The sequence below is a fragment of the Pseudonocardia halophobica genome (genome assembly GCF_027922425.1).
Classification (GTDB): domain Bacteria; phylum Actinomycetota; class Actinomycetes; order Mycobacteriales; family Pseudonocardiaceae; genus Pseudonocardia; species Pseudonocardia halophobica.
In genome coordinates this window covers 27283-44221 of the sequence record NZ_BSFQ01000004.1, presented here as the reverse complement: position 1 = coordinate 44221, position 16939 = coordinate 27283, and the positions used below count along the sequence as shown (strand labels likewise).

The following is a 16939-nucleotide window of genomic DNA, read 5'->3' as shown; positions in this document are numbered from 1 at the left end:
CCACCGACCGCGGACGGGCGGGTCAGCGCAGGCGGTCCTGCACCCAGTGGTGGAACTCGGCGATGTGGTGCTCGCTGGGGACCAGCGCGCCGCCGTGGGCGTAGACGCGGCTGGACATGGCGGGCTGGGTGCGCTCGCAGGCGGCGAAGTCCTGCTCGTTGACCCGGTGGAACAGCTCCACCGAACGGTCCAGGTCCACACCGGACCCCACGACCTCCGGCAGGAACAACCAGTCGCACTCGACCAGGGTGCGGTCCGCCGCGACCGGGGTCATCCGGTGCATGATGACGTGGTCGGGCACGAGGTTCACGAACACACCGGGGCGGATCGTGATCGCGTAGTACCTCCGGTCCTGGTCCTCGGCGATGCCCGGGATGCGGGCGTGCCCGGCCGAGCCGTCGACCGTGAAGCCCTGCACCTGCTCGCCGAACTCGGCGCCGTGCCCCACGTAGTACTGCGCGGCGTACCCGTCGGCGAACTCCGGGAGCACCTCGGTGAGCTCCGGGTGGATCGTCGCGCAGTGGTAGCACTCCATGAAGTTCTCGACGATCAGCTTCCAGTTCGCCTGCACGTCGTAGCTGATCCGCCGCGCGAGCTTCAGGTTCTCCACGCCGTAGTGGTCGATCGACTCGACGTCCCCGAGCCGGGTGATCACCGCGCCGATCACCTCGTCCTCGAACGAGGGCGGCTGCTCGGCCACGCAGACCCAGACATAGCCGAGCCACTCCCGGACCGCGACGGGCGCGAGGCCGTTGGCGAACCGGTCGACGTCCGGCATCTGCGTGAGGTTCGGCGCCGCGATCAGCTTGCCGGTGAGGTCGTAGGTCCAGGCGTGGTACGGGCACTGCAGCTTGTTCCGCACCTGTCCCGCGGGCTCGACGCACAGCTGCGCGCCGCGGTGCCGGCAGACGTTGAAGAAGGCGCGGACCTGCTTGTCCCGCCCCTTCACGACGACGACGGACTCCCGCCCCACCTGCACCGTGCGGTAGGCGCCGGGGGCGTCGAGGTCCGCGGCGAGGGCGACGCACACCCACCCCGCCTCGACGATGCGTTCCTGCTCGGCCGCGAAGATCGCGGGATCGGTGTACCAGTGCCCGGGCAGGGTGGGCACGAGGCTGCCGCCGGAGGCGGAGCCTGCGGAGCCGACCATCGGGGCGGAGGCGGAGCCTGCGGAGCCGACCATCGGGGCGGAGGCGGAGCCTGCGGAGCCGACCATCGGGGCGGAGGCGGAGCTTGCGGAGCCGACCATCGGGGCGGAGGCGGAGCTTGCGGAGCCGACCATCGGGGCGGAGGCGGAGCTCACGGAGCTCGCGGGGCCGACCGTCGGGGCGGTGACCGGGGGCTGCTCGAGTGCGGTCATGGGCGGAGGCGCTTCCCCTCGGGGTCGAACAGGGGCTCGGCGGCGACGACGCCGGGCAGGCGGGCACCGAAGTACTCGACGGCCACCGGGGTGCCCGGGGCGGCGAGGTCGGCCGGCAGCCAGGCGTAGGCGATGCCGGCGTCGATCGTCGGGCCGTAGGCCGCGCTGGTCACGTACCCGACGGCGGTGTCGCCGGAGTAGACCGGCTCGGCGCCCATGACGATGTCGCCCGGGTCGTCCATCAGGACGGGGACCAGCCGGCGGCGCGGCTCGGCCGACACCGCCGCGGCACCCGGGTACTCCCCCGGCTTGACGGCGAACGCGAGCCCGGCCTCGGCGGGCAGGTCCTCGCTGGTCATGTCCACGCCGCTGGCCCGGTAGCCCTTCTCCAGCCGCAGGCTCGTGAACGCGTGCCGGCCCGCGGCGACCATGCCGTGCTCGGCGCCGGCGGCCCACAGCGCGTCCCACAGCGCCAGGCCCTGGTCGGCGGAGGTGTAGAGCTCCCAGCCCAGCTCGCCGACGTAGGACACGCGCAGGGCGAGCACCGGGACCGCGCCGATGTGGATCCTCTTCGCGCGGAAGTAGCCGAAGGAGAGGTCGTCGGCGCTCACCGACGAGAGGACGTCGAGGGCCCGCGGGCCCCAGAGCCCGACGCCGCAGGTCCCGGCGGTGACGTCCCGGACCGAGACCCCCGCGGGCGCGAGCCGGCGCAGCCGGTCGACGTCCACCTCGCCGTTGGCCCCGACCTGGAACAGCTCCTCGCCCAGGCGGGTCACGGTGAGGTCGGAGAGCACGCCCCCGGTCTCGGTGAGCATGAGGGTGTAGACGACCCGGCCCACCGCGACGTCGACGTTGTTGCTGGTCAGGCCGTCGAGGAAGGCACAAGCGCCCGGCCCGGAGACCTCGACGCGGGTCAGCGGGGTCATGTCGTAGAGGCCCACCCGGTCCCGCGTCGCGAGCGCCTCGGCCCCTGCGACCGGCGACCAGTGCCGCGCGGCCCAGCCCTCGCGGGTGGGGATCCGGCCGACCTCGGGCAGGTCCGCGTTGGACGCGAACCACAGCGGCCGCTCCCAGCCGCCGATCTCGGTGAACACCGCGCCGAGCTCCTGCTGGCGCAGGTGGAACGGGCTGGTGCGCATCGGGCGCGGCCCGGCCGGCGGGTCCAGCGGGTGGAGGATGTCGTAGACCTCGGCGAAGTTGCGGGACGCGCGCTGCTCCACGTACGCCGGGCTCCGCTGCGCCTCGGTGAAGCGGTTGAGGTCGCAGGCGTGGACGTCGAGCGACGGGTGCCCGTCGACCAGCCACTCGGCCAGCGCCCGGGCGACGCCGCAGGAGTGCGTGACCCACACGGCCTCGGCGACCCAGTAGCCCTGCAGGTCGGGGTGCTCGCCGAGCAGCGGCATGCCGTCGGCGGTGAAGGAGAACACGCCGTTGAACCCGTGCTCGATCTCCACGCCCTGCAGCGCGGGCAGCAGCGCCTGCGCGTCGGCGTAGGCCGGCGCCCAGTCCTCCGGCGTGAAGTCGAACGACGACGGCATCTCGGTGTGCGTCGGCAGGTTCGCCGGGTCGATCGGGATGGGCCGGTGGGCGTAGGAACCGATGCCGAGGCGCTCGCCGTGCTCGCGGAAGTACAGGTCGCGGTCCTGGTGGCGCAGGATGGGCGCGACGGCCTCCCGCGTCCCCCGGTCCCGCAGCCCCGGCACCGGCGCGGTGCGGGCGTACTGGTGCGCCATCGGCAGCAGCGGGGTGGGCAGGTCGACCAGCGCGCCGGTCAGCGGACCCCAGAACCCGGTGCACTGCACGACGACGTCGGCCGGGAAGGTGTCCTCGCCCCGCCCGTCGGCGGCGGAGGCCGACTCGGTCCGGACGCCGGTCACCCGGCCCTTGTCGCGCAACACCTCCACGACCCGCTGCTCGCCGAGGAACCGCGCGCCGCGGGCGATCGCCCGCCGGGCCTGGGCCTCGACCGCGCGGGGGGCCTTGGCCAGGCCGTCCGTCGGGATGTGCAGGCCGGCCAGCACGCGGTCGGCCGGGACCAGCGGGTGCAGCGCGGCGCACTCGTCCGGCCCGACGACCGCCGACTCGACGCCCACCGAGCTCAGGAACCCGTGCCGGCGCCACAGCTCGTCGACGCGCGCGGGCTCGGTCGCGACCTCCAGGCCGCCGACCGGGTTGAAGCACCACCGGCCGTCGAGGTCGAGGGAGCTCATCTTCTCGACGGTGTACGTCGCGAACCGCGCGAGGGTGCGCGAGGGGCTCGCCTGGAACACCAGCCCGGGTGCGTGCGAGGAGGACCCGCCGGGCAGGGACAGGGCGCCCCGGTCCAGCACGGTGACGTCCGTCCAGCCCCGCTCGGTCAGCTCGTCGGCCACGGCGGCCCCGACCACGCCGGAGCCGATGACCACGACACGGGGAGAGGTCGTGCCGCTCATGAGGCCACGTACCGGCGCGCGCCCGCGGGCAGGTGCGGGATCTTCTCCGAGAGCTTGACGTACACCGCCCCGTCCTCGATCACCACGGTGTGGGTGCGGACCGGGTACTGGGCCACGAGCCCGTCGGCCTCGCCCGTGCGCAGGTCGAAGATCGCCGCGTGCAGCGGGCACTCGACGGCGCAGTCCTCCACGAACCCGTCGGCGAGGGAGGCGTCGGCGTGGGTGCAGGTGTCGTCGACGGCGAACAGCTCGCCGTCGTCGGTGTGGAAGAGGGCGACGGGCGGACTTCCGGGGAGGTCCGTGAGTCGCAGGGCGGCGCCGCGCGGGAGATCGGCGAGCTGGCAGGCGTAGTTCATGTGCCGCGTCCTCGAAGGCCGGTGTGACAGGCTCTGTGCGTACTGCGGAACGCGCAGCATCACGCGCAACACGTTGAGGGCAGACGCCACCCACTGTCAAGGTGAGGAGGACAACCGGTAACAGGATGTCCGGAATCGATCCGGACCGGAAAAGAGCCGGTAACAGGCGCTACGCCGGACGGCCGAGCAACACCGGGTGGCAGGGGGTGGCCGGCGGCCTCGAGGACACGGGCGGCGTGAGGGGGCTCCGCGAGGGAGTGGCTTTCGCGCTCGGGGGCACGGAGGCGGGTTCCGCATTCGGGGGCGCGGAAGGGTTCCGCGCTCGGGGGCGCGGGGGGCGGACCGGGCGGGCCCGCCCGACCCTCGAGGGACCGGGCGGGCGGCCGCGGTCAGCGGGCGCGGCGGCCCCGGTTCCAGCCGCCCAGGATGCCCAGGGCGTCGAGGAGGCCGGCGCTGAACTTGCCGAGTGCGCGTCCGAGGTTCTTCACGTGCGTCTCCCGAGATACGTGCGGACTGGGGGCGGACACCCACACGGTCTCAAAAGGGTGACGGCCGTGCACGCCTGGGGGCCACGAGTGGGTGAAGGTCGTGACCCGGGGTCCCCGGAACGACGCCGCTGGTCCCCGGCCGTGCCGGGGGCGCGCGCGCCTTCGGGCTGGTGCCGGGACGGCGCGGACCGCTGCGGTGGACGTGCGCCACGGATCGGTGGGCGGCGGGGAGGGCGGCCGGGATGGGATGCTGGCCCCCGACCCCCGGAGATCGAGAGCAGGAGCGCACGTGACCGTCACCGTCGTCGTCGGCAACCCGAAGCCCGCCAGCCGCACCCTCCAGGCCGGCAGCGCGCTGGCCGAGAAGCTCACCGGCGCCGCGCCCGACCACGTGATCGACCTCGTCGAGCTGGGCCCGGGCCTGCTCGGCTGGGGTGACGAGGCCGTGGCGGCCGCCGTCAAGTCGGTGCAGGAGTCCTCCCTGGTCGTGTTCGCCAGCCCGACCTTCAAGGCGACCTACACCGGGCTGCTCAAGCTCTTCCTGGACCAGTTCGCGGGCGGCACCGGGCTGCAGGACGTCGTGGCCGTGCCGCTGATGCTGGGCGCCGGGCCGGGGCACGCGATGGCGCCCGACCTGACCCTCAAGCCGGTGCTCTCCGAGCTGGGCGGCACCTGCGCGCTCCCGGGCCTCTACCTCATCGACGCGACCTGGTCCGAGGCGCCGGAGCTCGACGCCTACGCCGAGCGCTGGAAGCCGGTGGCCACCGCCCTGATGGCCCTGCGGTGACCGGTCCGGCCGATCCCGCGGTGACCGCCCTGCGCGAGCTCGGCTCGCAGCTCGACCGCACGCTCGCCGACCTCACCGAGGCCCGCCGGCGCGTCGACCAGCTCGAGCGGCTGCGCGCCGACGGCATGAGCTGGCACGACATCGTCACGCAGGAGGAGCGGCCGCTGGTCGTCGAGGCGGTCACCCGCGCGCTCGACGACCTCGGCAGCGTCGGCGGGCGGTTCCGCCGCGAGGAGGCGCGGGCGCTGCACCGCGAGGAGGTGTCGATCACCCGGATCGGCAAGCTGTTCGGGGTGAGCCGGCAGCGGGTGTCGGCGATCCTGCAGGAGCCGCTGCGCCCGCGGGGCGGGGACCTCAGCGCCGGTCGGTGATCTCGACGCCCAGCGCCGCGAGGAGCAGGGCCCCGACCGGCACGAGCTGGTCGGGGCCGATCCGGCAGCCGCGCAGGGCGAGCGGGCCGCGCAGGTCGTCGACCGTCGAGCCGTGCAGGTCCGTGCCGGCCAGCCGGGCGTCCTCCAGCGAGGCCTCGCCGAGGTCGCAGCGCAGGAACGCGCAGTCCTGGGCCGTGAAGCGGTAGAGGTCGGCGCCGCGGAGCGAGGTGTCCTCGACGTGCAGGAACGCGCCCTTCGCCATCCGGAAGCGGGCCAGGTCCGCGCGGCAGCCGGAGATCCGGACGTCGTTCAGCCCCGCGCCGTTCAGCTCGGTGCCGGTGAACCGGCAGTCCGTGAAGGTCACGCGCGTGAACACGGCGTCGTCGAGCACCGCGCCGGAGAAGTCGCAGCGGTGGAACTCGGTGTCGCGGCAGTGCAGCCCGCTGAGCGTCCGGCCCGCGAGATCGACCCCGGAGAACCGGCACTCGTGCAGCCGCAGGTCCGCGACGTGCTCCGGGAAGAGCACGTCCGGCCCCGCCTCGACCCCGTCCCACAGGTCCCCGGCCTCGGGCGGCCCGGTCGCCGGGTCGTACGACGACGGCAGGTCGGGCGGGTCGGGGCGGGTCTTGGTCGTGCGGGTCGTGCGGGTCCGGCGAGCCACGTCGCGACGCTACCGGGGCTCCGCGCACGGACCGGGCACCCCCGCCTGCAGGTCCGGCCCGGGTGTGGGAGAGGCCGGAGACCGACCGGCTCCTTGACCGCCTCCTTGACCGCCTCGACCGGCGCGAGGACGGTGGACGGCCCGGCGGGCCACCGGCTGGCGACCACGGCCCGGTGGACCCACCGTCCCGCACCACGACTCCACCGCCTCGCTCCATCGCACGACCCCCGCCACACGACCCACCGCCACACGACCCACCGCCGCACGCCCCACCGCCGCACGGCTCCGGCGCACGGGCTCCACCATCCGGCTCCACGATCACAGCCCCACCGCCCGCAAGCCCACCGCCCGAGCCACAGGGAGTGTTCATGTCCTCGCAGACCGGCTTCTTCTCCCGCTTCGGCGACGCGTGGTGCACGGGGAAGGTCGACGTCGTCGACGAGCTCTTCCCCGCCGACGTCGCCTACCACCTCCCGCCTTTCCCCGACATGGACCGGGAGGGCCTGAAGCAGCTCATCACCGGCTTCCACCAGGCGTTCCCCGACTTCTCGCTGACCATCCACGAGGAGATGCGGGACGGCGACACGACCATCGCCCGGTGGAGCTGCACCGCGACCTTCACCGGTGCGTCACCGTTGCTGCCGCTGGCACCCACCGGCCTCGCCACGGAGGGCAGCGGAGCGCACGTCCTCCACTGGTACCGCGACACGCCGATCGAGGTGTGGCACTTCGGGGACTGGCTGGGCTGGCTGCAGCGCTGCGGCGTGATGCCGCCGCTCGGGTAGCTCCTCAGCGAGAGAGCCGTCAGCGAAGGACAGCCGTCAGCGAGGGACAGCCCTCAGCGGCGGCCGGCGGTGCGGCGGTGGCGGAGCACCGCCAGCGGCCGGACGAGCAGGGCGGCGACGCAGAGGCCCAGCACGAGGGCGGGCGGGGCGCCGGCCGAGACGGCGGCGAGGAGGCCGCCGGCCAGCACGACCATCACCACGGCGGCGACCACCGCGAGCCGGACGGAGGGCTCGGCGACGCGGCGCCGCACTCGTCGGACGGGGCGGGCGGACGGTGCCAGGCAGGCCCGGCGGAGCACCCGGAACTCCCGGACCGCCGGCCTCGCGTTAGCCATGTCTAACTGCTACCCCTCGGCGCCCCTACAAAACAAGGGGAATCTCAATTTCGGACGCACGTCTCACGCGCCCGGAACCCCCAGCACACGGTCCAGATAGGCGTTGCGGAAGCGGCCCTCGGGGTCGAGCCGGTCCCGGAGGGCGACGAAGGCGTCGAAACCGGGATAGAGCGGGCGCAGCTCGGCGGCCGTGCGACTGTGCAGCTTGCCCCAGTGCGGTCGGCCGGCGAGCGCCGTCATCACCGACTCGACGGCCCCGAAGTACGCCTCGTGCGGCCGGCCCCGCGCGACGTGCACGGCGAGGTAGGCGGTGTCGCGGCCCGACGCCGTCGACAAGGGGACGTCGTCGGCCGCGGTGACCCGCACCTCCACCGGCACCGTCACGTCCCCACCGTGTCGCGCCGCGGCGGCCCGCAGCCCGGCGAACGCCTCCCCCAGCGCCTCGCGCGGCACCGCGTACTCCATCTCGAGGAAGCGCACGCGCCGCGGGCTGCAGAACACCCGGTACGAGCGGTCGACGTACTCCGGTGCGGCCATCCGCCCCGCCATCAGCCGGTTCAGCCGGGGCACCAGCGTCGGGACCCGCGCGCCCAGCCCGCAGACGGCCGCGAACCCGGCGTTGCCGAGCAGCTGGTCGCCGACCCACTCGGTCGCCCGCCCGCGTCGGGGCCCGTCCGCCACCGTGCGGTTGTTCCGCTTGAGCACGGCGAGCTCGGTGTGCGGGAACCAGTAGAACTCGACGTGGTCGTTCGCGGCGGCGAGCTCGTCGAGGCCGTCGAGGACCTCGGCCAGCGGCAGCGCCCGCTCCACGGCGTGCAGCCGGAACGCCGGCACGGTCTCGAGGGTCACCGCGGTGAGCACGCCCAGCGCGCCCAGCCCGACGCGGGCGGCGTGCAGGACCTCCGGGTTCTCGTCCGGGGTGCAGCGCAGCACCGACCCGTCGGCCAGGACCATCTCCAGGCCCCGGACCTGCGCGGCGATGCCCCGGTACGTCGCGCCGGTGCCGTGCGTGCCGGTGGAGATCGCACCCGAGATCGTCTGCGCGTCGATGTCGCCCAGGTTCGGCAGCGCCCGGCCCTGCTCCCAGAGCAGCGCGTTGAGCGCGCGCAACGTCAGGCCCGCGGGCACGGTCACGAGGTCGCCGTCGAGCGAGAGCCCGGGGCCGGCGGGCGGCCGCACCGCGACGCCGTCGGGCACGCCGATCCCGGTGAACGAGTGGCCGCTGCCCAGCGCCTTGACCCGCAGCCCCTCCCGCGCGGCGGCCTTGACCGCCGAGGCGACCTCGCCGGCGTCGTGCGCCTCGACGACCCGGACGGGCCGGGTCTGCTGGTTGCCCGCCCAGTTCCGCCAGGTCACGACGCGCTCAGTCGACGGTGCCGGCGAGCAGCGGCTCGAACCGGACGTCCGGGAACTTCCGGATCACGACGTCCATCCGCCACTTGTTGCTGAACACCGCCAGCCGCACCCCGTCGCTGCGCACGAGCACCTCGCACTCGGACTGGCGGGCCAGCGCGATCTCGCCCTCCTCGTCCGTGACCCGGGCGACCTGGTAGGGCAGGTGCTCGAGGGTGATCGGGGCGGAGAACTCGGACGCCATCCGGGCGGCCACGACGTCGAACTGCAGGGGTCCGACGGCGGCGAGCACCGGCGCCTGGTCGCCGCGCCGGTCGGAGCGCAGCACCTGGATCACGCCCTCGCCGTCGAGCTGCTCGATGCCGCGGCGGAACTGCTTGCTCTTGCCCGCGTCGGCGCAGCGGGCGACGGAGAAGTGCTCGGGCGCGAAGCTGGGGATGGCCGGGTAGTGCACCGGGTCGGCGGCGTAGAGGGTGTCGCCGGGCCGCAGGGCGTTGGCGTTGACCAGGCCCACGATGTCGCCGGGGAACGCCTCCTCGACGGTGGTGCGCTGGTTGCCGAACACGGACTGCGCGTACTTCGTGGCGAACGGCTTGCCGGTGGCGGCGTGGGTGAGCACCATGCCGCGCTCGAACCGGCCGGAGTGGATCCGCAGGAACGCCATCCGGTCCCGGTGCGCCTTGTCCATGCCCGCCTGGACCTTGAAGACCAGCCCGGCCAGCGGGGCGTCGAGCGCGCGCGGCCGGCCCTCGGCGTCCTCGCGCTCCGACGGCGGCGGGGCCAGCTCGACCAGCGCGTCGAGCAGCCGGGCGACGCCGATGTTCGACAGCGCCGCGCCGAACAGGACGGGGGTGGCGGTGCCGGCCAGGAAGTCCTTCTCGTCGAACTGCGCGCCGATCTCCTCGAGCAGGGCCAGCTCGTCCTGCGCGGTGGACCAGAACTGCGGCTCCTCGGCCGCGATCACCTCGGCGGGCACCGCCTCGGCCGCGGCCCGGGTGGCCCCGCCCGCGGCACGGGTGAAGCGGGTGAACTCGCCGGTGGCGACCTCGATCAGCCCGCGCAGCTCCCCCGCGACGCCGAGCGGCCAGGTGACGGGCATCGGTCGCAGCCCGATCGTCTGCTCCACCTCGTCGAGCAGCTCGAGGGCCTCGCGCCCGGGCCGGTCCCACTTGTTCACGAAGGTGAGGACGGGGATCTTGCGCGAGCGGCAGACGTCGAACAGCTTCAACGTCTGCGGCTCGAGGCCCTTGGCGGCGTCGAGCAGCATGACCGCGGCGTCGACGGCCGCGAGCACGCGGTAGGTGTCCTCGGAGAAGTCGCCGTGGCCCGGGGTGTCGAGCAGGTTGATCACGGCGCCGCCGTACTCGAACTGCAGCACCGCACTGGACACCGAGATGCCGCGCTGGCGCTCCATCTCCATCCAGTCCGAGGTGACGCCCTTGCGGCCGGACTTGCCGTGCACCGCGCCGGCCGAGTCGATGACCTCGGCGTGCAGCGCGAGCGCCTCGGTGAGCGTGGACTTGCCGGCGTCGGGGTGGCTGATGACCGCGAACGACCGCCGCCGCCCGGCCTCCGCGAGCACGTCGCCCGCCACCCGCTCGGCCGATCCGACCTGCACCACCTGCGCACTCCCTCCGCCGCGGCCCCGTGGCACGCGCCGTGATCCAGCGTAACCACCGGTCGGGGTTGCCCGACGGCTGCGGGTGCCGGGCGGATCGTGTCGTCGCGCACCCGTCCGTCCCCCGCGGGCCTTCCGCTCCGGTCGTCCGGGCTGTCACGATCGCCGGGTGGGGACGCTCCTCGAGCGCGCGGCGGAGCTCGAGGCGCTGGAGGAGGCGGTCGCGGGGGCGGCCTCCGGCGCCGGCTCGGTCGTGCTGGTGGCCGGCGAGGCCGGCATCGGCAAGACCAGCCTGGTCCGCGCGTTCGCGGCCCGGGTCTCCGCACGCGCCCGGGTGCTGGCCGGGGCCTGCGACGACCTGTTCTCCCCGCGGCCGCTCGGCCCGCTGCGGGACGCGGCGCGGGACCCCGGCGCGGGCCCGCTCGCCGCGGCGGCGCGGACGGGCGACCGGGAGGCCGTGATGGGCGCCGTCGTCGAGGAGCTGGCCGGGCCGGGCCCGCCGACGGTGCTGGTGGTCGAGGACGTGCACTGGGCGGACGAGGGGACCCTCGACGTGCTGCGGCACGCCGGGCGCCGGGTGCCCGACCTGCCCGCGGTGCTCGTCCTCACCTACCGCGACGGGGAGGCACCGCCGGGACACGCCCTGCCGACCCTGCTCGGCGCGCTCACCGGGCCGGCGGTCCGCCGCCTGACCCCCCGGCCGCTGTCGCCGGCGGCCGTGGCGCGGCTCAGCGCGGGCACGGGCGCCGACCCCGCGGCGCTGCACCGCTCCACCGGCGGCAACCCCTTCTTCCTCAGCGAGGTGATCGCGTCCGGGACCCCGGCGGACCTCCCGCCCGCCACGGTGGTCGACGCCGTGCTGGCCCGGATCCGGACGCTCGACGATCCCGCCCGGGAGGCCCTGGACCGGCTCGCCGTGGTGCCCGGGGAGGTCGAGCTGTCGCTGGCCCGGGCGCTGGTCGACGACCTCACCGTGGTCGCCGAGGCGGAACGCCGCGGGATCCTCGAGGTCCGTCCGACGGCCGTCGCGTTCCGTCACGAGCTGGCCCGCCGGGCCGTCGAGGAAGCCCAGCCGGTGCTGGGCCGCATGCGGCACCACGCCCGGGTCGTCGCCGCGCTGCTCGCCGCCCCCGAGCCCGACCTCGTGCGCGTCGTGCACCACGCGGTGGCCGCGGGCGACGAGCGCGCGGTGGCCGAGCACGGGCCGGAGGCGGCCGCGCAGGCCTGCCGGGCCGGGGCGCAGACGGAGGGCGCGCGGCTCTATGCGGAGGTGCTGCGGGTCGCGCACCTGCTCGACGAGCCGACCCGGATGGCCGTGCAGGACGCCTACTCGTGGGCCCTGTTCCACGCCGGTGCCGGGGAGGGGGTGCGGGCGGCGGCCGAGGCCGTCCGGCTGCGTGAGGACGGCGATCCCCGTGCGCTCGCGCACGCGCTGGCCGTGCTGTCCGTGCAGCAGTGGTCGGACCAGCAGCCGGCCGCGGCCCTTCGGTCGGCGACGCGGGCGGCCGGGCTCACCGAGGCCGGCGACAGCCCGGAACGGGTCTTCGCCCTCACCCACCTGGGCACCCTGCTCGTCAACCTGGACCGGGAGGGCGAGGCGCTCCCGCCGCTGGAGGAGGCGGTCGCCGTCGCGCGGCGGGCGGACGGGCGCACACCGCCGGTGCCGCTGGTGTTCCGCGGCCGGGCGCGGATGGCGCTCGGCGACGAGGACGGGTACGCCGAGGCGCGCCGCGGCCTCGCCCTCGCCCGGGAGGCGGGCGACCAGGACGCCGCGATGATGGGGTACCTCAACACCGCGATCGCGCTCTGGCAGCGCGGCCGGTACGACGAGATGGACGCGCTGCTGGCCGAGCGGGAGGAGTTCGGGCGCGGCCGGGACTTCCCGTTCTTCGACCACTCCTGCCGCTCCTACCGGTTGCGGCTGCGGGCCCTGCGGGGCGACTGGGACGCGGCGGAGGCGGAGTACCGGGCGATCCTGGAGCGGTCCGGCGGCCGCGGGGTGCTGCTGCGCTACTGCCTGCCCGGGCTGGCCCTGCTCGCCGTCCGTCGCGGCGACGACGACGCCCCGCGGCTGCTGGCCGACGCCCTCGCCTACACCGAGGACTCCGGCAGCGCCTTCCAACTGCTCCCGGTGCTCGCCGCGGCCCTGGAGCACGCCTGGCTCGCCGGCCGGCCCGCCCCGGCGCACGTCGCCGCCGCCCGCGACCTGCTCGCCCGCACCGACCGGCCGGGCCGGGAGCGGGAACGCGCCGACGTGCTGCGCGCCCTCGCCCGCCTGGGCGAGCCCGTCGTCCCCTTCCGGGGCTGCCCGCCCGAGACCCTGGCCGCCCTGCGCGGGGACCGGCTCGAGGCCGCGGAGGGCTGGGCGGCGATCGGCGCCCCCTACGAGCGGGCGCTCGAGCTCGCCGAGTCGGGCGAGCCCGGGCGGGCGGCCGCGGCGCTCGAGATCCTCGACGGTCTCGGCGCCCGTCCGGCGGCGGCGCGCGTGCGCGGCGCCCTGCGCGGGCTCGGGGTGCGGCAGGTCCGGCGGGGCGCGCGGGCGGCGACCCGGGCCCACCCCGCCGGGCTGACCCCGCGCCAGGCCGAGATCCTCGCGCTGGTCGCCGAGGGCCGCACCAACACCGAGATCGCCGAACGGCTCGTGCTCTCGATCCGCACCGTCGACCACCACGTCTCGGCCGTCCTCGCCAAGCTCGGGGTCGGGAGCCGCCGCGAGGCCGCCGACCACGTGGCCGCCGCCCGCGCCGGCGCGGATCCCGACGCCGACGCGAGCTGATCCGCCGCGTGCCGGGCCGTCGCGCCGGCGCTGGCATCGGCGTGTCGGCGGTCGAGCTCCCCGTGCCGCGACCGGGCGTGCCGCGCCACCACCCGGGCCCCGGTCGGCGAGGCGACCGCGGCGTCCGCGACGTCGAGCCGGTCCCCGTACGGGGCGAGCTGGCTGCGGGCGTCGATAAGCGTGTCGCGGCGCGTGCGGTGGCTGACGGTCTCGCCCCGCAACAGCCGGACCAGCACGGCGACGTCCTCCTCGAAGGCCTCCCGCTTCGGGGTGGTCAGCGGCCGGCGGGGGCGGGTTCGGCGGCGGTCTGGCGGGCCAGGCGCGCGGCCGCCCGCCGGCTCGGCACGCCGAGCTTCTGCAGGATCGCCGAGACGTGGTGGTCGACGGTCCGCACGGACACCACGAGCCGGGCGGCGATCTCGGCGTTGGTCAGGCCCTCCCCCAGCAGCTCCAGCACCTCGCCCTGGCGGGCGGTCAGGCCGGCGGGGTGCGCCCGGGTGTCCGGGCGGGGCCCGCGGGGCACCCGGTCGACGCCCAGGTCGCGCAGCCGGGTGCGGACGAGCCGGGCGGCGGGTCCGGCGCCGAGCTCGTCGAGCACGGTGAGGGCCTCCAGCGTCGGCCCGGGCTCGCCCGACTCGGCGAGCTCGAGCGCCCGCTCGTACGGGTCGCCGATGCGGGCCCACTCGGCCGCGGCGCCGCGCCAGTCGCCCCGCAGGCCGAGCTGGTGCTCGGGGCGGCCGCAGGCGTCGTCGACGGTGAGCCCGCACCGCCGGGCGTACCGGAGGACCTCGCCACGCTGGCGTTCGACGCCGGGCCGGTCCAGCCGCCGCAGCAGCAGCGCGACCCGCTCGCGCTCGCCCCCCGGGTCGCCGGCGAGCCACGCCCGCTCCAGCAACGCCAGGCCGGCCGGCACCAGCACCGGCAGGATGTCGGTGCGCGCGGCCAGCGCCCAGGCCCGCTCGAGCAGCCCCTCTGCCTCCGGGTCGCCGCGCCGCACGAGCAGCCGACCCAGGTGCGGCAGCGTCTCCCGGTGCAGGATGCCCGCCTGCGGCGCCGCCTCCAGCAGCTCGCGGAACCCCTCCTCCGCCTCGTCCCAGCGGCCCTCCTGGGCGCGCAGCTGGCAGAGGTGCGCCTCCAGCGTGTAGCCGTGGGCGCGCAGCTCGATGCCCGACGTCCGGGCCGCACCCAGCTCGGCGTACCGGCGGACCGCGTCGTCGCGGCCGAGCCGGCGGGCGGACTTGACCAGGGCCGTGTAACCCAGCGCCACGAACTCGCGCTGCCCCTCGGCCGACGCGTCGGCCACCCCCCGCTCGAGCAGGTCCAGGCCGGCGGGGTCGCCGAGGAAGGCGGTCGCGAGGCCGCGGTAGATCGCGCGGACGGACGCCAGCCGGCCGGACCCGCCCAGCGCGTCGAGCTCCGCGAGCCCCTCCCGCTCGCGGTCGGCCAGGACCAGCAGGAAGCCGCGGTAGGACCGGGCGAGCTCGACCACCTCCGCGTCGCCGGCGGCGCGGGCGACCTGCACGGCCTCCTCTATCGTCGCCGCCGCCCCGGCGACCTCCGCGGCGAGGTAGCGGTGCCACGCGAGCCCGACGAGGGCACGGGCCAGCGGCGCGGCGTCGCCGAGCCCGCGCCGCAGGGCGACGGCCTCCTCGGAGAGCGCGACGGCCTCGTCGAACCGCAGCGCGTTGTACAGCTCCCAGGCGTGCTCCTCGGTGACCGCCGCCCGCTCCTCCGGGCCGAGCAGCCCGGCGTAGGGGCGCAGCTGCTCGTAGCGGGACAGCGCCTGCTGGTGGGCGCCCGCCCGGGCGGCCCGGCGCGCCGCGTCGGGGCCATGGGCGGCGACGGCGCCGGCGTCGCCGCAGAGCACGGCGTGGTGCAGGATCCGCGCCTCGTCCCGCGGCTCCTGCGCGAGCAGCGCGGCCAGGACCGCGGCGCCCAGGCCGAGGCGGCGGGCTCCGGGCAGCACGTCGGCGACGGCCATCCGGGACAGGTCGTGCCGGAAGTCCAGCCCGCCGTCCGCGAGCTCGACGATCCCGCGCCGCTCGGCCGGCTCGGCGTCGACCGCCCAGTCCGGGTGGACGGCGTCGAGCAGGGCCCGGTCGACGCGCGCGGGGACGACCGCGAGCAGGTCGAGCAGCGTCCGGGTGCGCTCCGGCAGCGTCGCCACGCGCTCGAGGACGACGTCGCGCACCGAGGCGGGCACGCCCTCGTCCTCGGCCGCGAGCATCTCGGTGACGAAGAACGGATTGCCCTGGGTCACCGCGTGCAGCCGCAGGCCGAGGCCCGACCCGCCGGCCAGCGCGGACACCGCCCGGGCCGAGAGCGGGGCCAGGGCCAGCCGGAGCCCGGCGGGCGGCCGGACCAGCGCGAGCAGCCGGCGCAGCGGCGAGCCGGGCAGCACCTCGTGGTCGCGGCAGGTCAGGACCACGAGCGCGGGCAGGGTCTCGAGGCGGCGGGCGAGGAAGGCCAGCGCGTCGACGGTCGCCTCGTCGGCCCAGTGCACGTCCTCGACCACGAGCACGGTGGTGGGGACCGACACCTCGGCCAGCAGGAGGTCGCGCACCTCGTCCGCGGAGCCTGCGGCCAGCGCGGCGGCCAGGTCCGTCCGGGCCTGCCGCGCGACGTCGTGGAACGGGCCGTGCTCCCGTGCCGTCAGCAGGTGGTCGCACGAGCCGCGCAGGACGCGCACGGCCCCGTCGGCGGCCGCCGCGGCCGTGAAGGCCCGCACCAGGCTCGTCTTGCCGATGCCCGCCTCGCCGGCCACGAGCACCACGCGGCCCTCGCCGCCCTGCGCGTCGGCCAGGGCCGTGCGCAGCGTCGCCAGCGCCGCCTCGCGTTCGAGCAGGTCCCGCCGTCCCTCCACCGTGCCTCCCCCGCATCGCCGCCGGGCACCGAGTCTCGCAGCGGGGCGGCACACCGGACATGGGTGACCGACCACCTAGGTACCGCCCACAGGTGCCCATCTCCCGCCGCTACGCAGAACTCCGTATGGAGCCGGGGCGGTCGCCGGACCACGGTCACCTCGTGGCCGCGACGGGGCGGCCCGCCCGGGTGAGGAGCACCGCCATGACCGACACCGCACCAGCCGACACCGCACCGTCCGGCTCCGGACGGCCCGCCCTCGGCGGCTTCCACCACTTCTCCGCGACGGTGAACGACGTGGAGGACAGCGCGGCCTGGTACGAGCGTGTCCTGGGCCTGCAGCGGATCCCGGCCTCGTTCCCGCACGCCGACGAGGCCCGCTCCGGCTACGGCGTGGTCCTCCTCGACGCGCAGAGCGGGGTCATCCTGGGTCTGCATCATCACGAGGGCCACGAGCGCGCCCCCGCGGACGAACGGCGGACCGGCCTGGACCACATCGCCTTCGCGGTGCCGGAGCGGGCCGACCTCGACCGCTGGGCCGAGTGGCTCGACGGGCTCGGGATCGCGCACCGCGGGGTCGCCGACGAGACCGATCCCATGCCGTACTCCGTGCTGGTCTTCCGCGATCCGGACAACATCCAGCTCGAGCTCGCCCACATGCCGGGCTGACCCGCGACCGCGGCCGAGATGGGTGGCCGTCGCGCCGGGATGGGTGGCCGGCACCGATGAGCCGGGGCACCCCGGCGCCCGATCCT

General features: G+C 75.9%; 13 protein-coding genes. 5 read left to right on the top strand and 8 right to left on the bottom strand.

Annotated elements, in window-relative coordinates:
• Positions 1-22: 22 nt before the first annotated feature.
• The 3 genes from PKE99_RS06470 to PKE99_RS06460 form a co-directional block, all read right to left on the bottom strand.
• Positions 23-1150 (bottom strand): aromatic ring-hydroxylating oxygenase subunit alpha, encoded by a 1128-nt coding sequence (locus PKE99_RS06470; protein ID WP_037041438.1) that lies wholly within the window; start codon positions 1148-1150, stop codon positions 23-25.
• Between the two features lie 206 nt (positions 1151-1356).
• Entirely contained in the window at positions 1357-3792 is a 2436-nt protein-coding gene (locus PKE99_RS06465; protein ID WP_037040490.1) for a GcvT family protein, read from the bottom strand.
• Positions 3789-4148, bottom strand: a complete 360-nt coding sequence (locus PKE99_RS06460) for a bifunctional 3-phenylpropionate/cinnamic acid dioxygenase ferredoxin subunit (protein ID WP_037040488.1) — start codon at positions 4146-4148, stop codon at positions 3789-3791. The genes PKE99_RS06465 and PKE99_RS06460 overlap by 4 nt, the downstream gene beginning before the upstream one ends.
• Positions 4149-4925: 777 nt before the next feature.
• Between PKE99_RS06460 and PKE99_RS06455 the strand changes: the two genes are divergently transcribed.
• Positions 4926-5423, top strand: coding sequence for an NADPH-dependent FMN reductase (locus tag PKE99_RS06455; protein ID WP_037040486.1), 498 nt, complete (start codon positions 4926-4928; stop codon positions 5421-5423).
• Positions 5420-5794: a hypothetical protein gene (locus PKE99_RS06450; RefSeq protein ID WP_037040484.1), complete on the top strand. Its 375-nt coding sequence runs from the start codon at positions 5420-5422 to the stop codon at positions 5792-5794. Before PKE99_RS06455 ends, PKE99_RS06450 begins: the two co-directional genes overlap by 4 nt.
• On the opposite strand, the gene PKE99_RS06445 is transcribed toward PKE99_RS06450, so the two are convergent.
• Positions 5778-6455, bottom strand: coding sequence for a pentapeptide repeat-containing protein (locus tag PKE99_RS06445; RefSeq protein WP_051736723.1), 678 nt, complete (start codon positions 6453-6455; stop codon positions 5778-5780). The genes PKE99_RS06450 and PKE99_RS06445 overlap by 17 nt on opposite strands.
• A gap of 368 nt (positions 6456-6823) precedes the next feature.
• On the opposite strand from PKE99_RS06445, the gene PKE99_RS06440 reads away from it, so the two are divergent.
• Positions 6824-7240 carry an ester cyclase gene (locus PKE99_RS06440; protein WP_156067092.1) on the top strand — a complete coding sequence of 139 codons (417 nt, stop codon included), beginning with the start codon at positions 6824-6826 and terminating at the stop codon, positions 7238-7240.
• A gap of 53 nt (positions 7241-7293) precedes the next feature.
• On the opposite strand, the gene PKE99_RS06435 is transcribed toward PKE99_RS06440, so the two are convergent.
• From PKE99_RS06435 to PKE99_RS06425, 3 genes are all read right to left on the bottom strand, one after another.
• A complete protein-coding gene (locus tag PKE99_RS06435; RefSeq protein ID WP_156067088.1) occupies positions 7294-7575 on the bottom strand; it encodes a hypothetical protein in 282 nt (93 codons plus the stop codon).
• Between the two features lie 63 nt (positions 7576-7638).
• A complete protein-coding gene (locus PKE99_RS06430; protein WP_037040478.1) occupies positions 7639-8931 on the bottom strand; it encodes a D-arabinono-1,4-lactone oxidase in 1293 nt (430 codons plus the stop codon).
• Between the two features lie 7 nt (positions 8932-8938).
• Positions 8939-10546, bottom strand: a complete 1608-nt coding sequence (locus PKE99_RS06425; RefSeq protein WP_037041436.1) for a peptide chain release factor 3 — start codon at positions 10544-10546, stop codon at positions 8939-8941.
• 169 nt (positions 10547-10715) lie between these two features.
• Between PKE99_RS06425 and PKE99_RS06420 the strand changes: the two genes are divergently transcribed.
• Positions 10716-13322, top strand: a complete 2607-nt coding sequence (locus tag PKE99_RS06420) for an ATP-binding protein (RefSeq protein ID WP_271214848.1) — start codon at positions 10716-10718, stop codon at positions 13320-13322.
• 274 nt (positions 13323-13596) lie between these two features.
• Here PKE99_RS06420 and PKE99_RS06415 read toward each other — a convergent pair whose 3' ends face one another.
• Entirely contained in the window at positions 13597-16185 is a 2589-nt protein-coding gene (locus tag PKE99_RS06415) for an ATP-binding protein (protein ID WP_037040474.1), read from the bottom strand.
• 203 nt (positions 16186-16388) lie between these two features.
• On the opposite strand from PKE99_RS06415, the gene PKE99_RS06410 reads away from it, so the two are divergent.
• Positions 16389-16853: a VOC family protein gene (locus PKE99_RS06410; RefSeq protein WP_037040467.1), complete on the top strand. Its 465-nt coding sequence runs from the start codon at positions 16389-16391 to the stop codon at positions 16851-16853.
• The last annotated feature ends 86 nt before the right edge of the window (positions 16854-16939 follow it).

Excerpts from the sequence above, each read along its gene's own strand:
- PKE99_RS06470 (WP_037041438.1), bottom strand. The coding sequence starts at position 1,150 with ATGGTCGGCTCCGCAGGCTCCGCCTCCGGCGGCAGCCTCGTGCCCACC.
- PKE99_RS06465 (WP_037040490.1), bottom strand. The coding sequence starts at position 3,792 with ATGAGCGGCACGACCTCTCCCCGTGTCGTGGTCATCGGCTCCGGCGTG.
- PKE99_RS06460 (WP_037040488.1), bottom strand. The coding sequence starts at position 4,148 with ATGAACTACGCCTGCCAGCTCGCCGATCTCCCGCGCGGCGCCGCCCTG.
- PKE99_RS06440 (WP_156067092.1), top strand. The coding sequence starts at position 6,824 with ATGTCCTCGCAGACCGGCTTCTTCTCCCGCTTCGGCGACGCGTGGTGC.
- PKE99_RS06435 (WP_156067088.1), bottom strand. The coding sequence starts at position 7,575 with ATGGCTAACGCGAGGCCGGCGGTCCGGGAGTTCCGGGTGCTCCGCCGG.
- PKE99_RS06410 (WP_037040467.1), top strand. The coding sequence starts at position 16,389 with ATGACCGACACCGCACCAGCCGACACCGCACCGTCCGGCTCCGGACGG.